Raw genomic sequence first — 17,944 nt, 5'->3', positions numbered from 1 at the left:
GGCGCGGCCCCGCCCCCCCCGCGGCGGCGGCCCCCCCCCCGCTTGCCGGATCCGGCGCGGACCGAGCGCGCGAGCCGCGCAAGCCGAGCGCAGGTCGAGCGCAGGCCGAGAACAGCTCGAGCACAGCCGCGAACAGCTCGGGCACAGACGCGAACAGCTCGAGCACAGGTCGAGAACAGTCGAGCTCCGGCCCGCCCCCGGCTCAGCGCAGCCGCAGCGCCAAGAAGAAGTCCACCTTGTCCTCCAGCCGGGACAAGTCCCGCTGCGTCAACTCCTCGATGCGGCCGATCCGGTACCGCAGCGTGTTGACGTGCACATGCAGCCGCGCCGCGCACCGGGTCCAGGACCCGTCGCAGTCCAGGAACGCCTCCAGCGTGGTGACCAGGTCGGCCTGGTGCCGCGCGTCGTACGCGGTCAGCGGGCTCAGCAGCCGGTCCCGGAAGCCGCGCCGCACGCTCTCCGGCGCCGCGGCCAGCAGCAGGACGTGGGACGCCAGTTCCTCGTGGCCGACGACCGCGAACGCGCCGGGCCGGCCGTCCGCGATCCGGGCCGCGTGCCAGGACTCCTCCAGCGCACCGCGCAGCGCATCGGCACGTGTCACCGGGGCGCTGACTCCGAGGCTGAGCCGGATGCCCTCGCCCGCCGCGCCCTCCAGGCCGGCCAGCCGCTCGCGCAGTTCGGCCGCGACGTCCTCGGACGGGCCGGGCACCATGGCGACCGCACCGTCCGCGGTGGCCGCAACCAGGACCTGGGTGCCCAGGTCGGCGAGCGCCTCCTCGACGAGCGTGCGGGCCATCCGGCCGATCGTGGTCGCACCGCGCCGGCCCGGTGCGGCGTCCGGGTCGGTGCCCGGGACCGTCACCGCGGCGGCGACCAGCTGCCACGTCACCGCGTCCGGCGCATCGGGTTCGGCGACCCGCAGCCGGGCCGCGATCTCGCCCGGGTCGGCGCCCGCGTCGAGCAGGTGCAGGACGTCCTCGGCCAGGCGCCGGCCCAGTCGGCGGCCGTCCTCGACCCGGTCCGCCTCGACCGCGACCAGCCGGGCCAGCTCGTCCAGCAGGCCGCGGCGCTGCTCGGACCAGTCGGCGACGTCCTCCTCGACGACCAGCGACCACTCGCTCCACACGCCCTGCGCGGCGGCGGCCGTGCCGTCGTCCCGCTCGATCGGCAGCATCGAGAAGACCCGGCCGCCGATCCGCTCGCGGTACGGCGGGCGGGCCCGGCGGGCGCGCGCCGCCAGGTGGCCGCGGGCCAGCGCGGTGCACAGCTCGCCGGTCAGCGGGTCGGCGCCCGCGGCGACCTGGCGCCCGGTGAGCGAGAGGACCCAGCAGCGGATGTCGATGTCCGCGGCGACCATGCCGAGGATGCCGTCCAGGCCCGTGCCGCCGGTCGCCGCCTGCACCAGGCGCCGGTGCCGGTCCACGACCGCGGTCAGGTCACTGGCCCGTTCGGTGGAAATCCGGCGGACCACGAACTCGGTCAACCGGGCGAACGACAGCTCCTCGCCGATCGTGAACAGCGGCAGCCGGTGCCGCTCGCACGCCGCGATCAGGTCGTCCGGGACCGGGCCCACCTCGGTCACGCCCGCCGCCAGGCCCGCGACGCCCGCCCCGACCAGGACGCGCACGAAATGCTCCGAGTCCTCCGGCGCGGCCCGCCACAGCATGCCGGTGAGCACCAGTTCGCCGCCGGACAAGTAGCGGCTCGGATCGTACAAATCCGTGGTCATGACACCGCGCACGCCGCGGTCGAGTTCCTCCTCGCCGGCCAGGAGCCGGATTCCGGGTACTCCCGAGTCGAGCAGAGCCCGCAACCGCACGTCTTCGCCTCCTGCCGCTGCCGTCCCGACCATGATCTCCTACGTCCACGCTTATGGGGGTGCGTGTCCTGTCATACCGGGAGGCGGGCCGGGTGAACACTCGTAGAAAGCTACGGGAACAAGCGGACGATCCGACCCGTCGCTTCATGGTTTCCGTGGCTACTGCGAACGTGTTTCGCCTGTGTGTACTGGGTCACATCCGAAACCACGGAGCAGGTGCACGGCACGGCGCTCCCTCCGCAACGGCTGGACCCGCAAGGCACGACAGGAGGTGACCCCCGCTATGGAGTTCCTGCGCCCCGCGACATGGGACGAGGCACTCGCCGCGAAGGCCGAGTACCCCACCGCGGTACCCATTGCCGGCGGCACCGACGTCATGGTCGAGCTCAACTTCGACCGGCACCGCCCGGTCGCGCTGATCGACCTGAACCGCATCCCCGAACTCCACGACTGGGAGACCGGGGCCGACGGCGTCGTCCGGCTGGGTGCCTCCGTGCCTTACGCCCGCATCATCGGGCACCTCTCCGACCGCCTGCCGGGCCTCTCGCTCGCCGCGCGCACCGTCGGCTCGCCGCAGATCCGCAACCGCGGCAGCGTGGGCGGGAACCTCGGCGCCGCATCGCCGGCCGGCGACTCCCACCCGGCCCTGCTGGCCTCCGGATGCCTGGTCGAGGCCGCCTCGGCGGACCGCGGACCGCGGATGATCCCCATCGACGAGTTCTTCCTCGGCGTGAAGCGCAACGCGCTGGAGCCGGACGAGCTCATCCTCGCCGTGCACATCCCCTCGGCCACCGGGCCGCAGCAGTTCGCCAAGATCGGCACCCGGAACGCCATGGTCATCGCGGTGTGCTCCTTCGGAATGGCACTGCACCCCGAAGCGGGCAGTGTGCGCACCGGCATCGGGTCCGCCGCGCCGACCCCGCGCCGGGCGGGCGCCGCCGAGGAGTTCATCGCCGCCGAGCTGGCCGACACCGGCATGTGGGCGTCGCGCGGCGAACTGGCCGCGGCCACCGCGAAGCGGTTCGGCGAACTGGTGGCCGAGGCCGCCTCGCCGATCGACGACGTGCGCGGCTCGGCCGCGTACCGGCGCCACGCGCTGTCGGTGCTGGCCCGCCGCACCCTCACCTGGACCTGGGACGAGTACCGCGCAGCCGGGAGGGCAGCCGCATGAAGATCACCTTCGACGTGAACGGCCGCCGGACCGAGGCGGACGACGTCTGGGAAGGCGAGAGCCTGCTGTACGTGCTCCGCGAACGCGTCGGCCTGCCGGGTTCGAAGAACGCCTGCGAGCAGGGCGAATGCGGCAGCTGCACGATCTACCTGGACGGCGACCCGGTATGCGCCTGCCTGGTCGCGGCCGGCCAGGTGCAGGGCCGCGAGGTCCGTACCGTCGAAGGCCTCGCCGACGGCGACACGCTCGACCCCGTGCAGCAGGCGTTCGTGGACGCGGGCGCCGTGCAGTGCGGATTCTGCACACCGGGACTGCTCGTCCAGACCCACGACCTGCTCGAACGCCAGGCGCAGCCCGGCGACGCGGAGATCCGCGAAGCGCTGTCCGGCAACCTGTGCCGCTGCACCGGCTACGAGAAGATCATGGACGCCGTCCGCCTGGCCGCCGCCCGCAAGGCCGAGGCCGCCTCGAACCGTGTTCCGGTACGCCCGGAACGCTTTACCGGGAGCTGACGGCCGACCGCCGGAGATCCCGTACCGCCGGACCGCTCGCGCAAGCGCACGGACCGGACTGCTGGACCGCGTGGAACACGCACGCGGTGAATCGCGCCCCCGATCGCACAACCCCGCCTCGCGTGGGCAAGCCGTACGTTTGGCATGCTCACGCGGGGCCGGGATTCCAGCACCACCCCAACAACACCTCAGACACTTGGGAGTGGTCCATGACGCAGATATCTGTGCACTCGGACTCAGAATCAGAGCACGGCCCCAGAGAACCCGGTTCCACCGGAACCCAGCCGGCCCCCCCGGCCGGGAACGGGACGTTCCTGGACACTTACTTCAAGATCAGCGCCCGTGGCAGCAGCATCGGCCGCGAGTTCCGCGGCGGCGTCACCACCTTCATGGCGATGGCGTACATCCTGCTGCTCAACCCGATCATGTTGAGCGGTGCCGACGTCCTCGGCAACAAGCTCGACCCGGGCCAGGTCACCGCGGTGACCGCACTGGCCGCGCTGGTCACCACGGTCCTGATGGGCGTGGTCGGCAACGCGCCGCTGGCGCTCGCGGCAGGCCTCAGCGTCTCCGGCGTGGTGGGCACCGCGGTGATCGCGGAGATGACGTGGCCGCAGGCGATGGGCCTGTGCGTCATCTACGGCGCGATCATCATGCTCATGGTCTTCTCCGGCCTCCGCGAGACGATCATGAACGCCATCCCGATGTCGGTGAAGCACGCCATCACCATCGGCATCGGCCTGTTCGTGGCCATGATCGGCATGGTGAACGCGGGCTTCGTGCAGGAGAACGCGGCACCGGGCGGCGGCCCCGTCATGCTCGGCCCGGCGGGCGAGCTCAAGGGCTGGCCGGTCATCGTCTTCGCGGTGACGCTGCTGAGCATCTTCATGCTGATGGCCCGCAAGATCCGCGGCGCGATCCTGATCGGCCTGGTCATCGGCACCGCCGTCGCGATGATCGTGAACGCCGCGGTCGACATCCCGGCCAAGGCCTGGGGCCTGGGCGTCCCGGAGCTCCCGGACAACGTCGTCGAGACCCCGGACTTCAGCCTCATCGGCGACGTCAGCCTCTTCGGCGGATTCTCCGAGGCCGGCGCCATCACCGCCTCCGTCCTGGTCTTCACCCTGGTCTTCGCGGGCTTCTTCGACGCGATGGCGACCATCATCGGCATCGGCTCCGAGGCCAAGCTGGTCGACGACAAGGGCCGCATGCCGGGCCTCAACAAGGCCCTCGCGGTCGACGGTGCGGGCGGCGTCATCGGCGGTGTCGCCGGTGCCTCCGGCCAGACCGTGTTCGTCGAGTCCGCCACCGGTGTCGGCGACGGCGCCCGGACCGGCCTGTCCAGCGTCATCACCGGCGGCCTGTTCGGCCTGATGCTGTTCTTCACGCCGATCGCGGGCATGGTCCCCAGCCAGGTCGCGGCCGCGGCCCTGGTGGTCATCGGGTCGATGATGATCACCCAGGTCAAGCACATCGACTGGGAGGACCTGGCGTCCTCGGTCCCGGCGTTCCTGACCATCGTGATCATGCCGTTCACCTACTCGATCACGGCGGGCGTGGCCGCGGGTGTCATTTCCTACACCCTGATCAAGACCGCGCAGGGCAAGTGGAAGGATCCGGGTGTGCTCATGTGGATCCTTACGGTCGCCTTCGTGGCCTGGTTCGCGCTGCACCCGATCAAGGAATGGCTGGGGGTCAGCTGACCGCCCCGGAAGGGGTGGGCTTGATCCTCGCGCGGTTCCGCGCAACCGTGAGGAGATGACGATGTTCGACATCGTGCCCGAGCTGAATGCCTGGCGTGCCGAAGGCAAGGCCTTCGCGCTGGCCACGGTCGTCGACGTCTCCGGCAGCGCGCCCCGGCTTCCCGGGGCGGCGCTGGCGGTCTCCGCCGACGGCGAAGCAGTCGGCAGCATCTCCGGCGGTTGCGTGGAAGGCGCGGTCTACGAGCTGTGCCGCGAGGCGCTGGAGACCGGTACGCCGGTGCTCCAGCGCTTCGGGTACAGCGACGAGGACGCCTTCGCCGTGGGCCTGACCTGCGGCGGAGTGATCGACGTATTCGTCCACCCGGAGCCCGCGGTCGACGCCGCCCTGCGGCCGATCGCGGACCGGGCCCCGGTGGCCGTGGCCCGCGTCGTCGCGGGCCCCGCCCACCGGCTGGGCGCCACGCTGGTGCTCACGGCCGCAGCCGCGGCCCCTTCGGCGGCCGTGCAGGACGGCGAAGGGGCCGGCCCGGGCAGCAGCCCGGACGGCGCTTCGGCGGGCGGCCCCGACGGCACCTCGGACGGCGCTGCGGAGAGCGGCCCGGTCAGCGGCTCGCTCGGCGGCACCCCGCTCTTCGAGGCCGCGGTCCGCGCCGAGGTCGCCGCGATGCTGGACACCGGCCGCGGCGGACTGGTCACCTACGGCCCCGACGGCCGCCTGTGCGCGGTCGGACCGGACACCGCCACGGTCTTCGTGGAGGCCTACACCCCGCCGCCCCGCATGATCGTCTTCGGCGCCATCGACTTCGCCGCCGCGGTCGTCCGGATCGGCAAGTTCCTCGGCTACCAGGTGACCGTGTGCGACGCCCGCGAGGTCTTCGCGACGCCGCGCCGCTTCCCGGACGCCGACGAGGTCGTCGTCGACTGGCCGCACCGCTACCTCGACTCGATCGAGGTCGACGGCCGCACCGTCCTGTGCGTGCTCACGCACGACGCGAAGTTCGACATCCCGCTCCTCGAGCGCGCCCTGCGCCTGCCGGTCGCGTACGTCGGCGCGATGGGCTCCCGCAGCAGCCACGAGACCCGCCTGCAGAAGCTCCGCGACCTGGGCCTGACCGAGGCCGAACTGGCCCGGCTGCACTCCCCCATCGGCCTCGACCTCGGCGCCCGCACCCCCGAGGAGACCGCGATCGCGGTCGGCGCCGAGATCGTCGCGCACCGCCGCGGCGGCACCGGGCGCCCCCTCTCCGCGACCGAGGGCCCGATCCACCACGACGGCATGGGCTCGATCCGCCCGTACGCCGCCCCTGCAGCGCCCTCCGGCCACCACGCGGCCTGACCTCGGCGGTCAGAGCCGCTCGGGCGGGGTATCCGCGTACGCCTTGGCCAGCGTCGCCAATGCCGGATGCGCGGCATCGAAGGCGACACCGTCGATCGCCGCGATCGGCCGGACGCCGATGCTGGTGTTGGTCGCGAACGCAGCCTGCATGCCACCCAGTTCGGACACCCGCACCGGCGCGGTGCGGGCCCCCGGGTGAGCCTCGTCCAGCAGCTGCCGCGTGACGCCGACCAGTTGCTCGGCGGACGGCCAGACGACGCCGGAGCCGTCCACGAAGCCGACGTTCCAGGTCCCGCCCTCGCTCACCTCGCCGCCGGACACGAAGAGCGCGTCGTCGAAGCCCGCAGCCTGCGCGGTCCGGCGGGCATGCAGCTGCGCGAACAGGCCGACATGCTTCACCGCGGGCAGGTCGCGGCGGTACTCGACGGACTTCACCCGCAGCGGCGGCAGGTCATGCGCCGCGATCGCGCGGTGCGTGACGAGGATGCGCGGCCGGGCATCCGCCCCGGGATTCGCCAGCGGCAAGGCCGGGTCGTACACGGTCACCCGGACCACGAAGGTGCCGCCCCGCCCGTCCACCGCCCGGCGCACCAGCTCCAGCACCCGGTCGGTGTCGAGCTCCGCACCGAAGACGACCCCGCAGTCCCGCCGAAGCCGCTCCAGATGCAGGGCCAGCCCCCGGACACGGCCGTCGTCGACCCGCATCGAAGTGAAGTGGCCGTAGTTGACCAGCCCCAACGCAGCAATCTGATCGACCGTCGCCGGCACCCCATCAAGTTCCACGACGGCAGTCTCGCACCTGCGCGCGTGCGGCTCCGCGCACGCGCGGTCCCGGACGGCCGCCATTCCACCCCACGCTCTAAAGTCGCGGCCATGGACGCCACTACCGCGCTTTGGTCCTTCACTCTTGTCGTCGGCCTGCTGACCCTCACCCCTGGTCTGGACACCGCGCTGATTCTGCGCACCGCGGCGCTCGGGGAGCGGAGCCGGGCCTGGGGCGTGGTGCTCGGCATACAGACGGGCACGCTCACCTGGGGTGTGCTGACCTCGCTGGGCATCACCGCGCTGCTCACCGCTTCGCAGCTCGCGTACACGATCCTGCGCTGGGTCGGGGCCGCGTACCTGGTGTGGATGGGGGCGCGGATGCTGTACGACACCTGGCGCCGCGTCCCGCAGGAGGCCGCTGCCGTCGGGGATGCGCGCGGTGGGCTGGTCGCCGGGTGGCGGCGGGGGACGTTGACGAACCTGCTCAATCCGAAGGTCGGCGTCTTCTATGTCGCGCTGCTGCCGCAGTTCATCCCGGCCGGGGCGCAACACCTGTCGTTCGGCGTGCTTCTGACGTGTATTCACATCGCGCTCGGTCTGGCGTGGTCGGCGGTGCTGATCGCGTTCGCCCGCGCGGTACGCCGCCAACTGGCCCGGCCCAGCGTCCGGCAGGCGATCGACCGCATCACCGGCGGCATCATCGCCGCGTTCGGGCTTCGCCTCGCGCTGTCGGACTGACGTCCTGCCGGCGGTGGCAGGGGCAGCGATGGCAGTGGGCGTCGTTACAGTCCGCGCATGATCTTTCGCGACCGGGCGCTCCCCAAGGCTGTCGACCTGCTGGAACGGGCTCTGGAGGGGCAGGACGAGGCCCTTCTGAACGACGCTTTCCACAATCTGCGTGATGCGATGGGCGAATCGCAGCCGCAGACGTGCGCGGCCGCGGGTCCGCGTCTCGCCGCTCTTCTGCCGCGAACGCCGATGGGCGCGGCGGCGATTCTCGCCGTCATGATCGGGGCGTGCGTGGAGCACGGCGCCGATCCGGCGGCCTGTGCCGGGCCGGTGTTCGACCGCATCGAGGACGCGCTGACCAACGTCGCGGGCTTCCCTGCGCTGTGGGACGAGACCGTGGGCGGCGAACTGCCGCAGCGCGACCACCTCGCGCTCGGCGAGGCGCTCGGCCGGATCGCGGAGGTGACCGGCGGCATCGACGAGGCGACGTTCGCCGCGGTGTCCGCGTGGATGGAGCTGCCGCTGTGGGAGATGGCGGCGGTCACGCTGCTGTCGTACGAGCCGATACGCCAGGCGGTCCAGGAAGAGGGCAGCCTCGTCGTGCTCGCCGACGCGGCCGCGATGGGCGATGCCGACCTCAAGTGCCTGCGCTACCTGCTCAAGATGTTCGACGCGGAGCCACTGGTCGTGGTGCACCGGCCGACCGGGACCGCGTACCGGATGCGCATGAGCCGGATCGGCGACAACTTCCAACTGCACACGCTGCTCGCGCACCTGCTCGTCGGCGGCGGGCACGTCCCGGGCGAAGCGCCGCCGGCGGCCGTGGTCGCGGCGATGCGGGACGCGCCCCTTGCCGACCCTCCCCCGCAGGCCACGGGTTCGTTCAACCTGGCGGCGGCCGACGGCAGTTGGATCTGGAACGAAGGCTGCCCCGCCGACATCCCGGTCGTGGACGGCGAGCGCCTGCTGATCCTGGACCCGCCGCCGTACGGACGGGCCTGGCAGGCGACGCGCTTCTATCCGCAGATCGCCGGCGACCTCGTCCTGGAGAAGGTCTTGGACCGCGCCGAAGCCGACGCGTACCTCGCCAAGGCCGCCCCGGCACGGGACCGGCCGAGCGTGTAGGCGGGCGGCGAATCCGGCGTACGCCTGGGGAGTTGCTGTGGAGATCCGTCCCCGGAGAGCCTTGAAGGCTCTCCGGGGCACGGCTATGGTCCGTCCGGTACGAACGATCGTTAGTCCGGTTTGCCACCCGACTCGGGAGCCGCCATGGCCGTCGACCGCAGTTCGTCCGCATCCGACCCGCTCGCCGGGGACGCGTGCGCCCGCTACCAGGCGATGGCCGAAGTGCGCGGCGGAGAAGGGCATATCGCGACCGGCATGGGCCGCTACTTCGCGACCGAGGCCGCGGTACGCCAGGGGCTGCGCGAAGTGGAGCGCTTCGTCGGATCGTTCGTCGACACGTCGGCCCTGCACCCGGACAAGGTGATCCTGCCGGCGCTCCCCGAGCCGGAGCACAGCCGGCTGCGCGGCATCGTCAACTCGGTCATCGCTGCCCGGCACTTGGACGCCGCGCTGCCCTTCATCCGGGAGACTGCTGCCCAGTTGGTGACGGAGTCCGTCGCCGCCGCGGCGGACGGCGGGCCGGTCGATCTGGTCGCGACGCTGGCCGACCCGCTGCCGACCGTCGTCATCGCGCACGTGCTCGGCGTGCCGGCCGCCGACCAGGACCGGTTCCGGCTGTGGTCCGACGAGCTTCTGGCCGCGCAGGGCGAGACCCGGGACGGGGATATGGCGCGGATGCACCCGGAGTTCGCGGCGTACGTGCAGCGTGAGATCGATGCGCGCAGGACCGCCGCCGACCCGCCCGACGACGTCATCACGCGGCTCATCGCCGCCGGGCTCTCCGATGCGGCCGTCTGTACCCAGACGATGTTCCTGATCGTGGCCGGCAACGAGACCACCCGGAACCTGATCGGCAACTGCCTGCGCACCCTTGCCGAAAGCCCCGACCTGTACGCAGCGGTCCGCGCCGACCGCGACCTGGTCACCGTCGTCGTGGAGGAGTCCCTGCGGCACGACTCCCCCGTCCAGCTTCTGGCCCGCGAGGTCCTGGCGGACGGGCCGCTCGGCGGCTGCCCGCTGACGCGCGGCGACCGCGTCGTGTTCGGCATCGCGTCGGCGAACCGCGACGAGGCACGCTTTCCGGACGCCGACGAGTTCCGCATCGACCGCCCGCACCCGCGCGACCACTTGGCGTTCGGCACTGGTGCGCACGTGTGCCCCGGCGCCGCGCTCGCCCGTGCCGAGGCGGTGGCCGTGCTGCACGAACTCTGCGATCAGGTAGCGGTATTGGAGTTGGATCCTGGCTTCGTGGCGCGGCCTAATCCGGTGTTCTGGGCCTTGGGGCAGCGCACGCTGCCGTGCCTCGTTACTCCCGATACGGCTGTCGATACGACTGCCGAAGCGACTCGCGAGGCGACCCGCGCGGCGGATGGTTCCCGGTGACCACACCCGCACTCGCGTACATCGAAGGCGGCAGCGGAGACGAGGAGACGCTCCGGGACAACCTCGACGCATGGCGCCGACTCGCCCTCCAGCCACGGGTGTTGCGCGACATGACGCAGGTCGAAACGGCGACGACGCTGCTCGGAACCGCGGTCGGCGCGCCGGTCGGACTGGCCCCCACCGCGATGCACTGCCTGGTCGACCCCGACGGCGAGACGGCCACCGCCCGCGCCGCCGCGGAGACCGGGACGCTGATGGTCGCCTCCCAGGCGGCCAACCGCTCCTGGCAGGACACCGCGGCAGCGGCAACCGACGTCTTGTTGTGGGCTCAGATGTACGTGCTGCGCGACCGTGGTCTTACCCGCGAACTCGCCGTACGTGCAAAGGAGTCGGGAAGCCGCGCGATCGTGGTGTGCGTGGACGGCGTGGCAGTGCCGCGGCGCGCACGGCTGGAGGGGCATGCGTTCGTCCCGCCGGAAGGCATGGCGTTCCCGAACCTCGTCTCTGCTGCTGCCGCTGCTTCTGCCAACGGCCGGGGTGTGGATCTGGGTGCGGCGGTGTCGGCATTCGATCCGTCCGTCACGTTCGCGGATCTGACCTGGCTCAAGGAATGCACCGGCCTGCCGCTGGTCGTCAAGGGCGTGCTGCACCCGCACGATGCGGCGGCCTGCGTCGATGCAGGCGCGGATGCGATCGCGGTGTCCAACCACGGCGGCCGCCAGCTCGACGGGTGCATCGCCACGGCCGACGTGCTGGGCGAGATCGCGGACGCGGTCGGCGACCGCGCGGAGGTCTACGTCGACGGCGGCATCCGTACCGGCCCGGACGTCGTCAAGGCGCTGGCACTCGGCGCCCGGGCGGCGTTCGTGGGCCGTCCCGCGCTGCGGGCACTCGCGGACGGGAGCGCCGCGGGGCTGGCCGCGTACCTTGCGGACCTGCGCGAGGACGTACGTCGCACGCTGGCGTTCTGCGGTTGTGCGTCGCCGGCGGAGGTGCGGCGGGAGCACGTACGCCCGCGCGGCCCACGCTGACCTGCGGCCGCGTAGCCGCGACCACATACCGGCGACCAGCGACCGGTCAGCCTGCCGATTCGGTACGCGGCTCCGGGCGCGGGCGGAGCCCGTCCAGCAGCAGCGCCACCAGAGTGTCCGCGCTCCCCGCGGGAGCAGCGGCGGCCTCCGGCACGTCGAAGCGGTGGTCGAGCGAGCCGTGCAGCGCGCTGAAGATGATGCGCAGCACCTCCCCCGGGTCCAGCCCGGCCCGCAGGGAGCCGTCGGCGACGCCTGCCGCCAGCGCGTCCGCCCACAGCGCGCGTCCCGCATCGCGGCGTACCACGATCCCGGCAAGCTCCGGTGCGCGGCGGATGTGCGTCCAGCTGTTGGAGAGTGTGAGGAACTCGTCCGGGTGGGCGCGGGCCGCGGCCAGGCTCGCGCGGATCATCGCGTCCAGCCGCGCGGCTCCGTCGCCGGGCGCGGACGAGGCGTCCGGGAGTACGGCGTCCAGTGCGTCGAGGTAGCGTCCGACGATCTCGACGAGCATGTCGTTCTTGTCCTGCACGTGGTTGTACAGCGACGACGGCCGCATCCCGCACGCCACCGCGATGTCCCGTACCGACGTCCCGTGGAACCCGCGCTCGGCGAACAGCGCGGCGGCGATGCGGAGCACCCGGGCCCGGCCGGCAGTCTCGGTAAGCGTCACACCCCCATCATCCCGGGACCGCGCGGGGGAACTCCGGGCAGTACGCGGCTTCGCCCTTCAACGCGACGATCAACGGCGGTCCGCAGCCGTCCGCGGCCATCAGCAGCCATCAGCGGATCATCAGGGAACCCGAAGCGGGGATCGGCACTGTAAGTCCTGTCGGCGGGAGAGACCGCCGGAGAACCGAAACAGTGCGGCCGATGCGGCCGCCCGGCCAGGGAGCGTCATCATGCAGAACCGCCTCTACGACTACAGCCCGATCGTCGACCGCGCGCCGATCACGTGGCCGGGCGACGCCCGGGTGGCCTTCTACGTCGGGCTCAACATCGAGCACTTCGAGCTGGGCAAGCCGTCGACCAGCATCAACACGACAACCGCTGGGCTGCTGCCCGACCCGCTGAACCACGGGTGGCGCGACTACGGGCCGCGGGTCGGGATCTGGCGCATGATCGAGGTGTTCGACCGGCACGGCATCCGCCCGAGCGCGCTGCTCAACTCCGACGTCGCCGAGCAGTACCCGCAGATCATCGAGGCGGGCCGGGCGCGCAACTGGGCGTGGCTCGCGCACGGCAAGAACAACTCCACGCTTCAGCCGGAGGTCGAGGCGGACGAAGAGGCCTACCTGGCCGACATCGTCGCGACCATCGAGAAGGCCACCGGGCAGCGTCCGCGCGGCTGGATGGGCCCGGCGCTCACCGAGACCTTCAAGACGCCGGAGCTGGTCAGGGAGCTCGGCCTGGACTACGTCCTCGACTGGACCGCAGACGACCAGCCCTTCCGGCTGAATGTGCCGGGCCTGCTGAGCGTGCCGTACACCCTCGAGCTCAACGACCTGGGCATCTTCACCGCGCACTCGATCAGCGGCGCCGACTTCGTGCAGATCGTCAAGGACCAGGTCGACCAGCTGTGGGAGGACAGCGAGCACAGCGGCCGGGTGATGTCCCTGGCGCTGCACCCGTTCGTGACCGGCCAGGCGTTCCGGGCGAAGTACCTGGACCAGGCGCTGGAGTACGTCGTGAACCACGCCGGCGTGTGGACCACGACGAGCGACGAGATCGCGGCGCACTACGCAGCGACCACCGCGGCCGACGCGTAAGGGAGAGGCAGCGGGTTTCGCGAGCCGGCCGGGATCAGGAACCGGCCCGCGAAATCATGAACTGGCCGGGATCCACCATTCCTGCGTCTTGAGGCCGGGCGTGCAGGCCTCCATACTGAGCGGCTTGCCCACACCGTTGCTGGTGAGGCAGTCCTGCCCCATGTAGTCGCGGATGTGGAACGCGCCGCCGGTGGTCGCCACCAGACGCCAGTTCGGCAAGTGCGGGTACGCCGAGCCGAGTTCGAGCTTCAGCGGGTCCGAAGCGCCCATCACCATCGACAACGCGGGCTTGCTCAGCGAGCAGGGGAAGAACTGGTCCCACTGCGCGGTCTTGCGGAACCAGCCGAACTCCGTACGCCCGCCCAGCACCACCTGCGTACCTTCGACCGGCTCGCCGCTCAGCCCGAGGCGGGCATTGCTCCCGACGTTGGTGATGTGGCCCCATCCGGAGCCGCCGCAGCCCTGCGGAGGCGTCACCGCGGGAGGCGGGCCTGCGGGCGGCAGCGTGGGGGGCGTACCGCCGCCGGAGCCACCGCCGGTGGCCGGATTGGGGGCACCGCCGGTGGTGTTGCCAGTGCCCGTGCTGGTGCCGGACTTGCTTCCGGTGCCGCCACCTGCCGCGACCGCGTTGCTTCCGGTGCTGCCGGGGGCGCCGTTCGCCGCGGCGGTGGCCGCGGGTGCCCCGCTTGCGGGCGGGGAACTGCCGGCCGCGGATGCGCTGGGGTCGCCGTTCGGCGCGTTGGACGGGCCTTGGGCGCTCCCGGCGTCGCTGCCTCCGACGGGCGAGGGATCCGCAGCGCCTTGCGTGGCACCGGCGTTCTTCTGCTGGCCGGCATCTGCCGCACCGCCGTCCTTGCCGGACGCCGAGCCGGAACCGGGGCCGAGGTAGAGGACGGACGCGACGACGCCTGCAATGACGCCCAGCACCAGCAGCACGGCGGCAAGGCCGTGACGCTTCCAGCGGGCGGCGGGCGGGGCGGGGGCTTCGGAGGCCGATGCAGATTCGGAGGCTGGTCCGGCGGCCACGGCTGGTGCGGGTACGGCGGCGGCCGCACCTGCGGCAGGGACGGAGGAGGCCGCAGCTGCTGCGGGCGCCGCGGGCACGGGGACGACGGCAGGCAACGCCTCCCGGGCGGGGGTCGGTTCCGAGATCGCCCCCGGGGCCGGTTCCGAAGCCGGCTCCGGCACCGATGCGGAAGCCGATTCGGAAACCGATTCCGAGGCTCGCTGCGACAAAGGCTCCGGAGACGGTTTCGGCGGCGCGTCCGAACCCACAGCCAGTACGGGCGTCGCTCCCGACCCGGATATCGGCTCAGGTATCGACCCAGGTATCGACTCGGCGATCGACGCGGACGTGGGTTCCAACGTCATTTCCGCTGCTGCTGGATCCGATGCCGGCAGCGCTGCCGAGTTCGCTTCAGAAGCGGCCTCCGAAACCGCGATCGGCTCGGTCACCGCCGCGGCTGCCACAGCCGCGGCGGCGTCCTCATCGGGCAGAGCAAGTGCCGCGCTGCGGACGGCGGCGGCCATGGCGGCGGCGTCGGTGTGCCGTTCGTCCGGCGTCTTCTTCAGCGACTTCGCGATCAGCTCGCGTACCGGTTCCGGGAACGTCGCCGGAAGATCCGGGGCGGGCTCGCGGATGTGTCGGAGCACCACGTCGAAGACGCTCTCGCCGCTGAACAGTGGCGTTCCCACGAGAAGTTCGTAGCAAAGTGCACCCATGGCGTAGAGGTCGGACGCCGGGACGGCTCCGTGTCCCTGGGCCTGCTCAGGTGCCATGTAGCGGGCGGTGCCGAGAACGGAGTTCGAGGCGGTGATCTTCGTGTCGGTGGCGGTCAGGGCTATGCCGAAGTCGGTGACGGTGACCCGGTCGCCGCGTCCGATCATGAGGTTGGACGGCTTGATGTCGCGGTGCACGATGCCGCGGCGGTGCGCCGCGTGCAGGGCGTCGAGGGCTTGCGCGGCGATGCCCAGGACGCGGGCGGGCGAGAGCGGGCCGGCGGTGGCCTGGAGGCGGTCGAGCGGGAGCCCGTCGACGAGTTCCATGACGATGTACGCGATGGGCGGCTCGGATTCGCCTTCACCGTAGTCGTGCACGTCGACGATGCCCGGGTGGTCCAGCGCGGCCAGCACCTTCGCCTCACGCCGGAAGCGCTTCGCGAAGCGCTCGTCCTCCAGGAGGGCCGGGAGGAGGATCTTGACGGCTACTTGCCGTTCCAGCACGCGGTCTTCGGCGCGCCAGACTTCACCCATGGCGCCGCCACCGAGGCGTTCGCCCAGTTGGTAGCGCCCGCCAAGGAGCGTGCCTCGACCCCACATACTCGGTTCCCCCGTAGGTCCCAGAGTCCCAGTCGCCGCCTTCCGGCCAATGCCCCGCAGTCTGTCAGAGCATCGAACACCCCACTCATCAGGGCCAGCGAACGCGAATGGCCGGGAGCGGAGGAAGGCGACCGGACGCACGTCGCAGGGACGGTCTTTATCGGGACTCAGCCGGACGCCCCGACCCCTGTAAGGCCGCGCCCCCACCCGTACCGGAGCCGAGTCAGATCTCGTATAGGTGGTGCGGAACCGCCAGCCCCAGACTGCTTCGAACGCTGCGCTGCACAGGTTCACCGTGGCCACGTCCGCCGTGATCTCGTCCCTTGACCACCACGCCGTAATCTGAGAAATGGTGAACCCGCAGCAGGTTTCCATCGAATAGCCCGAAGCAGCTGAGTTGGCGGGCAGATGAAGGTCCGCTGCGTCCAAGCCCACCCAGAGGCCGGACGATTACAGGACTTCCAGCTCTGTCAGGCGACGTTGCCCGTGCCCTCCGCCCTCTCCGAGGCGGAGTCAAACTGTGCTTGTCGAACCCAGTCGAGATTGGCCTGCACGGTCGCGATCATCGGATGCCCTGAACTGAGCACCCGTGTGCAGTTGGCCAAGGTGCGTTCATACAGCTCGATCGCCCACACCACGTGACCGGCCGTCGCATACACATGTGCAAGGTTGTTGCAAGAGGTCAGAGTGTTCGGGTGATCATCGCCCAGCACCCTTATCCGGTCGGCGAGGGTACGTTCGAACAGCTCGATAGCCCGCCCCACGTCCCCCGCCGACTCGTAGGCGCTCGCGAGGTTGTTACGGGAGGTCAGGGTGTCCGGGTGATCGTCGCCCAAGGCCCCTATCTGGTCGGCGAGAGTGCGCTCATACAACTCGATCGCCCGCGCCACATCCCCCGCCGACTCGTAGGCATGCGCAAGGTTGTTACGAGAGGCCAGGATGTCCCGATGATCGTCGCCCAGGACCCGTATCCGGTCGGCGAGAGTGCGCTCATACAACTCGATCGCCCGCGCCACATCCCCCGCCGACTCGTAGGCATGCGCAAGGTTGTTACGAGAGGTCAGGGTGTTCGGGTGATCGTCGCCCAGCACCCGCACGGAATCGGCCAGGGTACGTTCGAACAGCTCGATCGCCCGCGCCACATCCCCCGCCGACTCGTAGGCATGCGCAAGGTTGTTACGAGAGGCCAGGATGTCCCGATGATCGTCGCCCAGGACCCGTATCCGGTCGGCGAGAGTGCGATCGAACAGCTCGATCGCCCGCCCCACGTCCCCCGCCGACTCGTAGGCGCTCGCGAGGTTGTTGCGGGAGGTCAGGGTGTTCGGGTGATCGTCGCCCAGCACCCGCACGGAATCGGCCAGGGTACGTTCGAACAGCTCGGTCGCCCGCGCCACGTCCCCCGCCGACTTGTAGGCATGCGCAAGGTTGTTACGGGCGGCCAGGGTGTTCAGGTGATCGTCGCCCAGCGCCCGCACGGAATCGGCCAGGGTACGTTCATACAACTCGATCGCTCGCCCCACATCCCCCGCCGCCGCATAGGCGCTCGCGAGGTTGTTGGCAGAGGCCAGGGTGTCCGGGTGATCGTCGCCCAGCAACCGTACTACGGCCGTGAGGGCACGTTGGAAGCCCTCCACGGCAGGCGCCAGTACGCCTTGCCCTTGCTGGTACGTGGCCGCACGGTCCAGGGCGTAAGCGGTGTAGGCGCTGTCATAGTCGGAGGTGTGCCGACGCGTAAGGGTGTCGACGTGTGGCAGAAGTTCGCGACATCGAGGCCAATTCGGGGGTTGTTCGACGCCTTCCGGGAACGCGTCGGCGAGGAGCCTGGTGGCGTGGTCGCGGGCGTACGTGATGTCGCTGGATTGGCGATGGGGGTCGCTGTCGTCAGGGGTGCGGGCGAGGGTCTGGACGAGCCGGTGGACGGACAGAGTGCCGTCGTGGTTGTCGGTGACCATGCTGTACGCAGTGAGTCGGCCGATTGCCGTGGCAAGTTCCGGGGGTTCGGCGACTCCGTCGAATAGATCACGGGGGATGCTGTCCGGGGCGTACCAGGCCAGGATGCGTAGGAGTTCCCCGGCGAGCGGCGTCTCGGCGAGGCAGTCGAGGGTGACGCGCCAGATGCGGGTGATGGTGCGTTCGGAGTCGCTGCCGACCGTGGTTGCGGTGGGCTTGATCCACTTTGACGGACACCCTGGATGAGGGGCTTTGGCCTCTCTGGGGAGGATGTCCATCATGGAGAGCATGGGGAAGAAGAAGCCTCGGCCTCGCCGCTCGTTCACGCCGGAGTTCAA

14 protein-coding genes are annotated in these 17,944 nt (G+C 71.1%); 9 read left to right on the top strand and 5 right to left on the bottom strand.

The window, feature by feature from the left end:
• Window positions 1-202: 202 nt before the first annotated feature.
• Window positions 203-1,819 (bottom strand): PucR family transcriptional regulator, encoded by a 1,617-nt coding sequence (locus LZ495_RS32035; protein ID WP_235056472.1) that lies wholly within the window; start codon window positions 1,817-1,819, stop codon window positions 203-205.
• A 283-nt stretch (window positions 1,820-2,102) separates the two neighbouring features.
• Between LZ495_RS32035 and LZ495_RS32030 the strand changes: the two genes are divergently transcribed.
• The 4 genes from LZ495_RS32030 (at window position 2,103) to LZ495_RS32015 (ending at window position 6,541) form a co-directional block, all read left to right on the top strand.
• Window positions 2,103-2,990 carry an FAD binding domain-containing protein gene (locus LZ495_RS32030; RefSeq protein ID WP_235056471.1) on the top strand — a complete coding sequence of 296 codons (888 nt, stop codon included), beginning with the start codon at window positions 2,103-2,105 and terminating at the stop codon, window positions 2,988-2,990.
• Entirely contained in the window at window positions 2,987-3,502 is a 516-nt protein-coding gene (locus LZ495_RS32025; RefSeq protein WP_235056470.1) for a (2Fe-2S)-binding protein, read from the top strand. Before LZ495_RS32030 ends, LZ495_RS32025 begins: the two co-directional genes overlap by 4 nt.
• A 209-nt stretch (window positions 3,503-3,711) precedes the next feature.
• Entirely contained in the window at window positions 3,712-5,205 is a 1,494-nt protein-coding gene (locus tag LZ495_RS32020) for an NCS2 family permease (protein ID WP_235056469.1), read from the top strand.
• 61 nt (window positions 5,206-5,266) lie between these two features.
• Window positions 5,267-6,541, top strand: coding sequence for an XdhC family protein (locus LZ495_RS32015; protein WP_235056551.1), 1,275 nt, complete (start codon window positions 5,267-5,269; stop codon window positions 6,539-6,541).
• Window positions 6,542-6,550: 9 nt separating this feature from the next.
• Here LZ495_RS32015 and LZ495_RS32010 read toward each other — a convergent pair whose 3' ends face one another.
• Complete coding sequence (locus LZ495_RS32010) at window positions 6,551-7,324, bottom strand: aminotransferase class IV family protein (protein WP_235056468.1); 774 nt, start codon at window positions 7,322-7,324, stop codon at window positions 6,551-6,553.
• A gap of 90 nt (window positions 7,325-7,414) precedes the next feature.
• Here LZ495_RS32010 and LZ495_RS32005 point away from each other — a divergent pair, with 90 nt between their 5' ends.
• The 4 genes from LZ495_RS32005 (at window position 7,415) to LZ495_RS31990 (ending at window position 11,574) form a co-directional block, all read left to right on the top strand.
• The gene (locus tag LZ495_RS32005; RefSeq protein WP_235056467.1) at window positions 7,415-8,044 is read left to right on the top strand and encodes a LysE family translocator; all 630 of its coding nucleotides are present in this window, start codon (window positions 7,415-7,417) and stop codon (window positions 8,042-8,044) included.
• A gap of 57 nt (window positions 8,045-8,101) precedes the next feature.
• Window positions 8,102-9,160, top strand: coding sequence for a hypothetical protein (locus LZ495_RS32000; RefSeq protein ID WP_235056466.1), 1,059 nt, complete (start codon window positions 8,102-8,104; stop codon window positions 9,158-9,160).
• Between the two features lie 144 nt (window positions 9,161-9,304).
• Window positions 9,305-10,543, top strand: a complete 1,239-nt coding sequence (locus LZ495_RS31995) for a cytochrome P450 (protein WP_235056465.1) — start codon at window positions 9,305-9,307, stop codon at window positions 10,541-10,543.
• Window positions 10,540-11,574, top strand: coding sequence for an alpha-hydroxy acid oxidase (locus LZ495_RS31990; protein ID WP_235056464.1), 1,035 nt, complete (start codon window positions 10,540-10,542; stop codon window positions 11,572-11,574). The genes LZ495_RS31995 and LZ495_RS31990 overlap by 4 nt, the downstream gene beginning before the upstream one ends.
• A 46-nt stretch (window positions 11,575-11,620) precedes the next feature.
• Here the strand turns inward: LZ495_RS31990 and LZ495_RS31985 are convergent, their stop codons facing one another.
• Complete coding sequence (locus LZ495_RS31985; RefSeq protein ID WP_308268671.1) at window positions 11,621-12,241, bottom strand: TetR/AcrR family transcriptional regulator; 621 nt, start codon at window positions 12,239-12,241, stop codon at window positions 11,621-11,623.
• Between the two features lie 229 nt (window positions 12,242-12,470).
• On the opposite strand from LZ495_RS31985, the gene LZ495_RS31975 reads away from it, so the two are divergent.
• On the top strand, window positions 12,471-13,337 hold the full coding sequence (locus tag LZ495_RS31975; protein ID WP_235056463.1) for a polysaccharide deacetylase family protein: 867 nt from the start codon (window positions 12,471-12,473) through the stop codon (window positions 13,335-13,337).
• A gap of 54 nt (window positions 13,338-13,391) precedes the next feature.
• Here the strand turns inward: LZ495_RS31975 and LZ495_RS31970 are convergent, their stop codons facing one another.
• Together LZ495_RS31970 and fxsT are read right to left on the bottom strand one after the other, a co-directional pair.
• Window positions 13,392-15,656, bottom strand: coding sequence for a serine/threonine-protein kinase (locus LZ495_RS31970; protein ID WP_268823608.1), 2,265 nt, complete (start codon window positions 15,654-15,656; stop codon window positions 13,392-13,394).
• Between the two features lie 470 nt (window positions 15,657-16,126).
• Window positions 16,127-17,944, bottom strand: a 1,818-nt coding sequence (fxsT, locus tag LZ495_RS31965; RefSeq protein ID WP_235056461.1) for an FxSxx-COOH system tetratricopeptide repeat protein, incomplete at its 5' end; no start/stop codon positions are given.

It is taken from the genome of Yinghuangia soli (genome assembly GCF_021502675.1).
GTDB lineage: Bacteria > Actinomycetota > Actinomycetes > Streptomycetales > Streptomycetaceae > Yinghuangia > Yinghuangia soli.
This window is presented reverse-complemented; position numbering and strand designations above follow the sequence as displayed.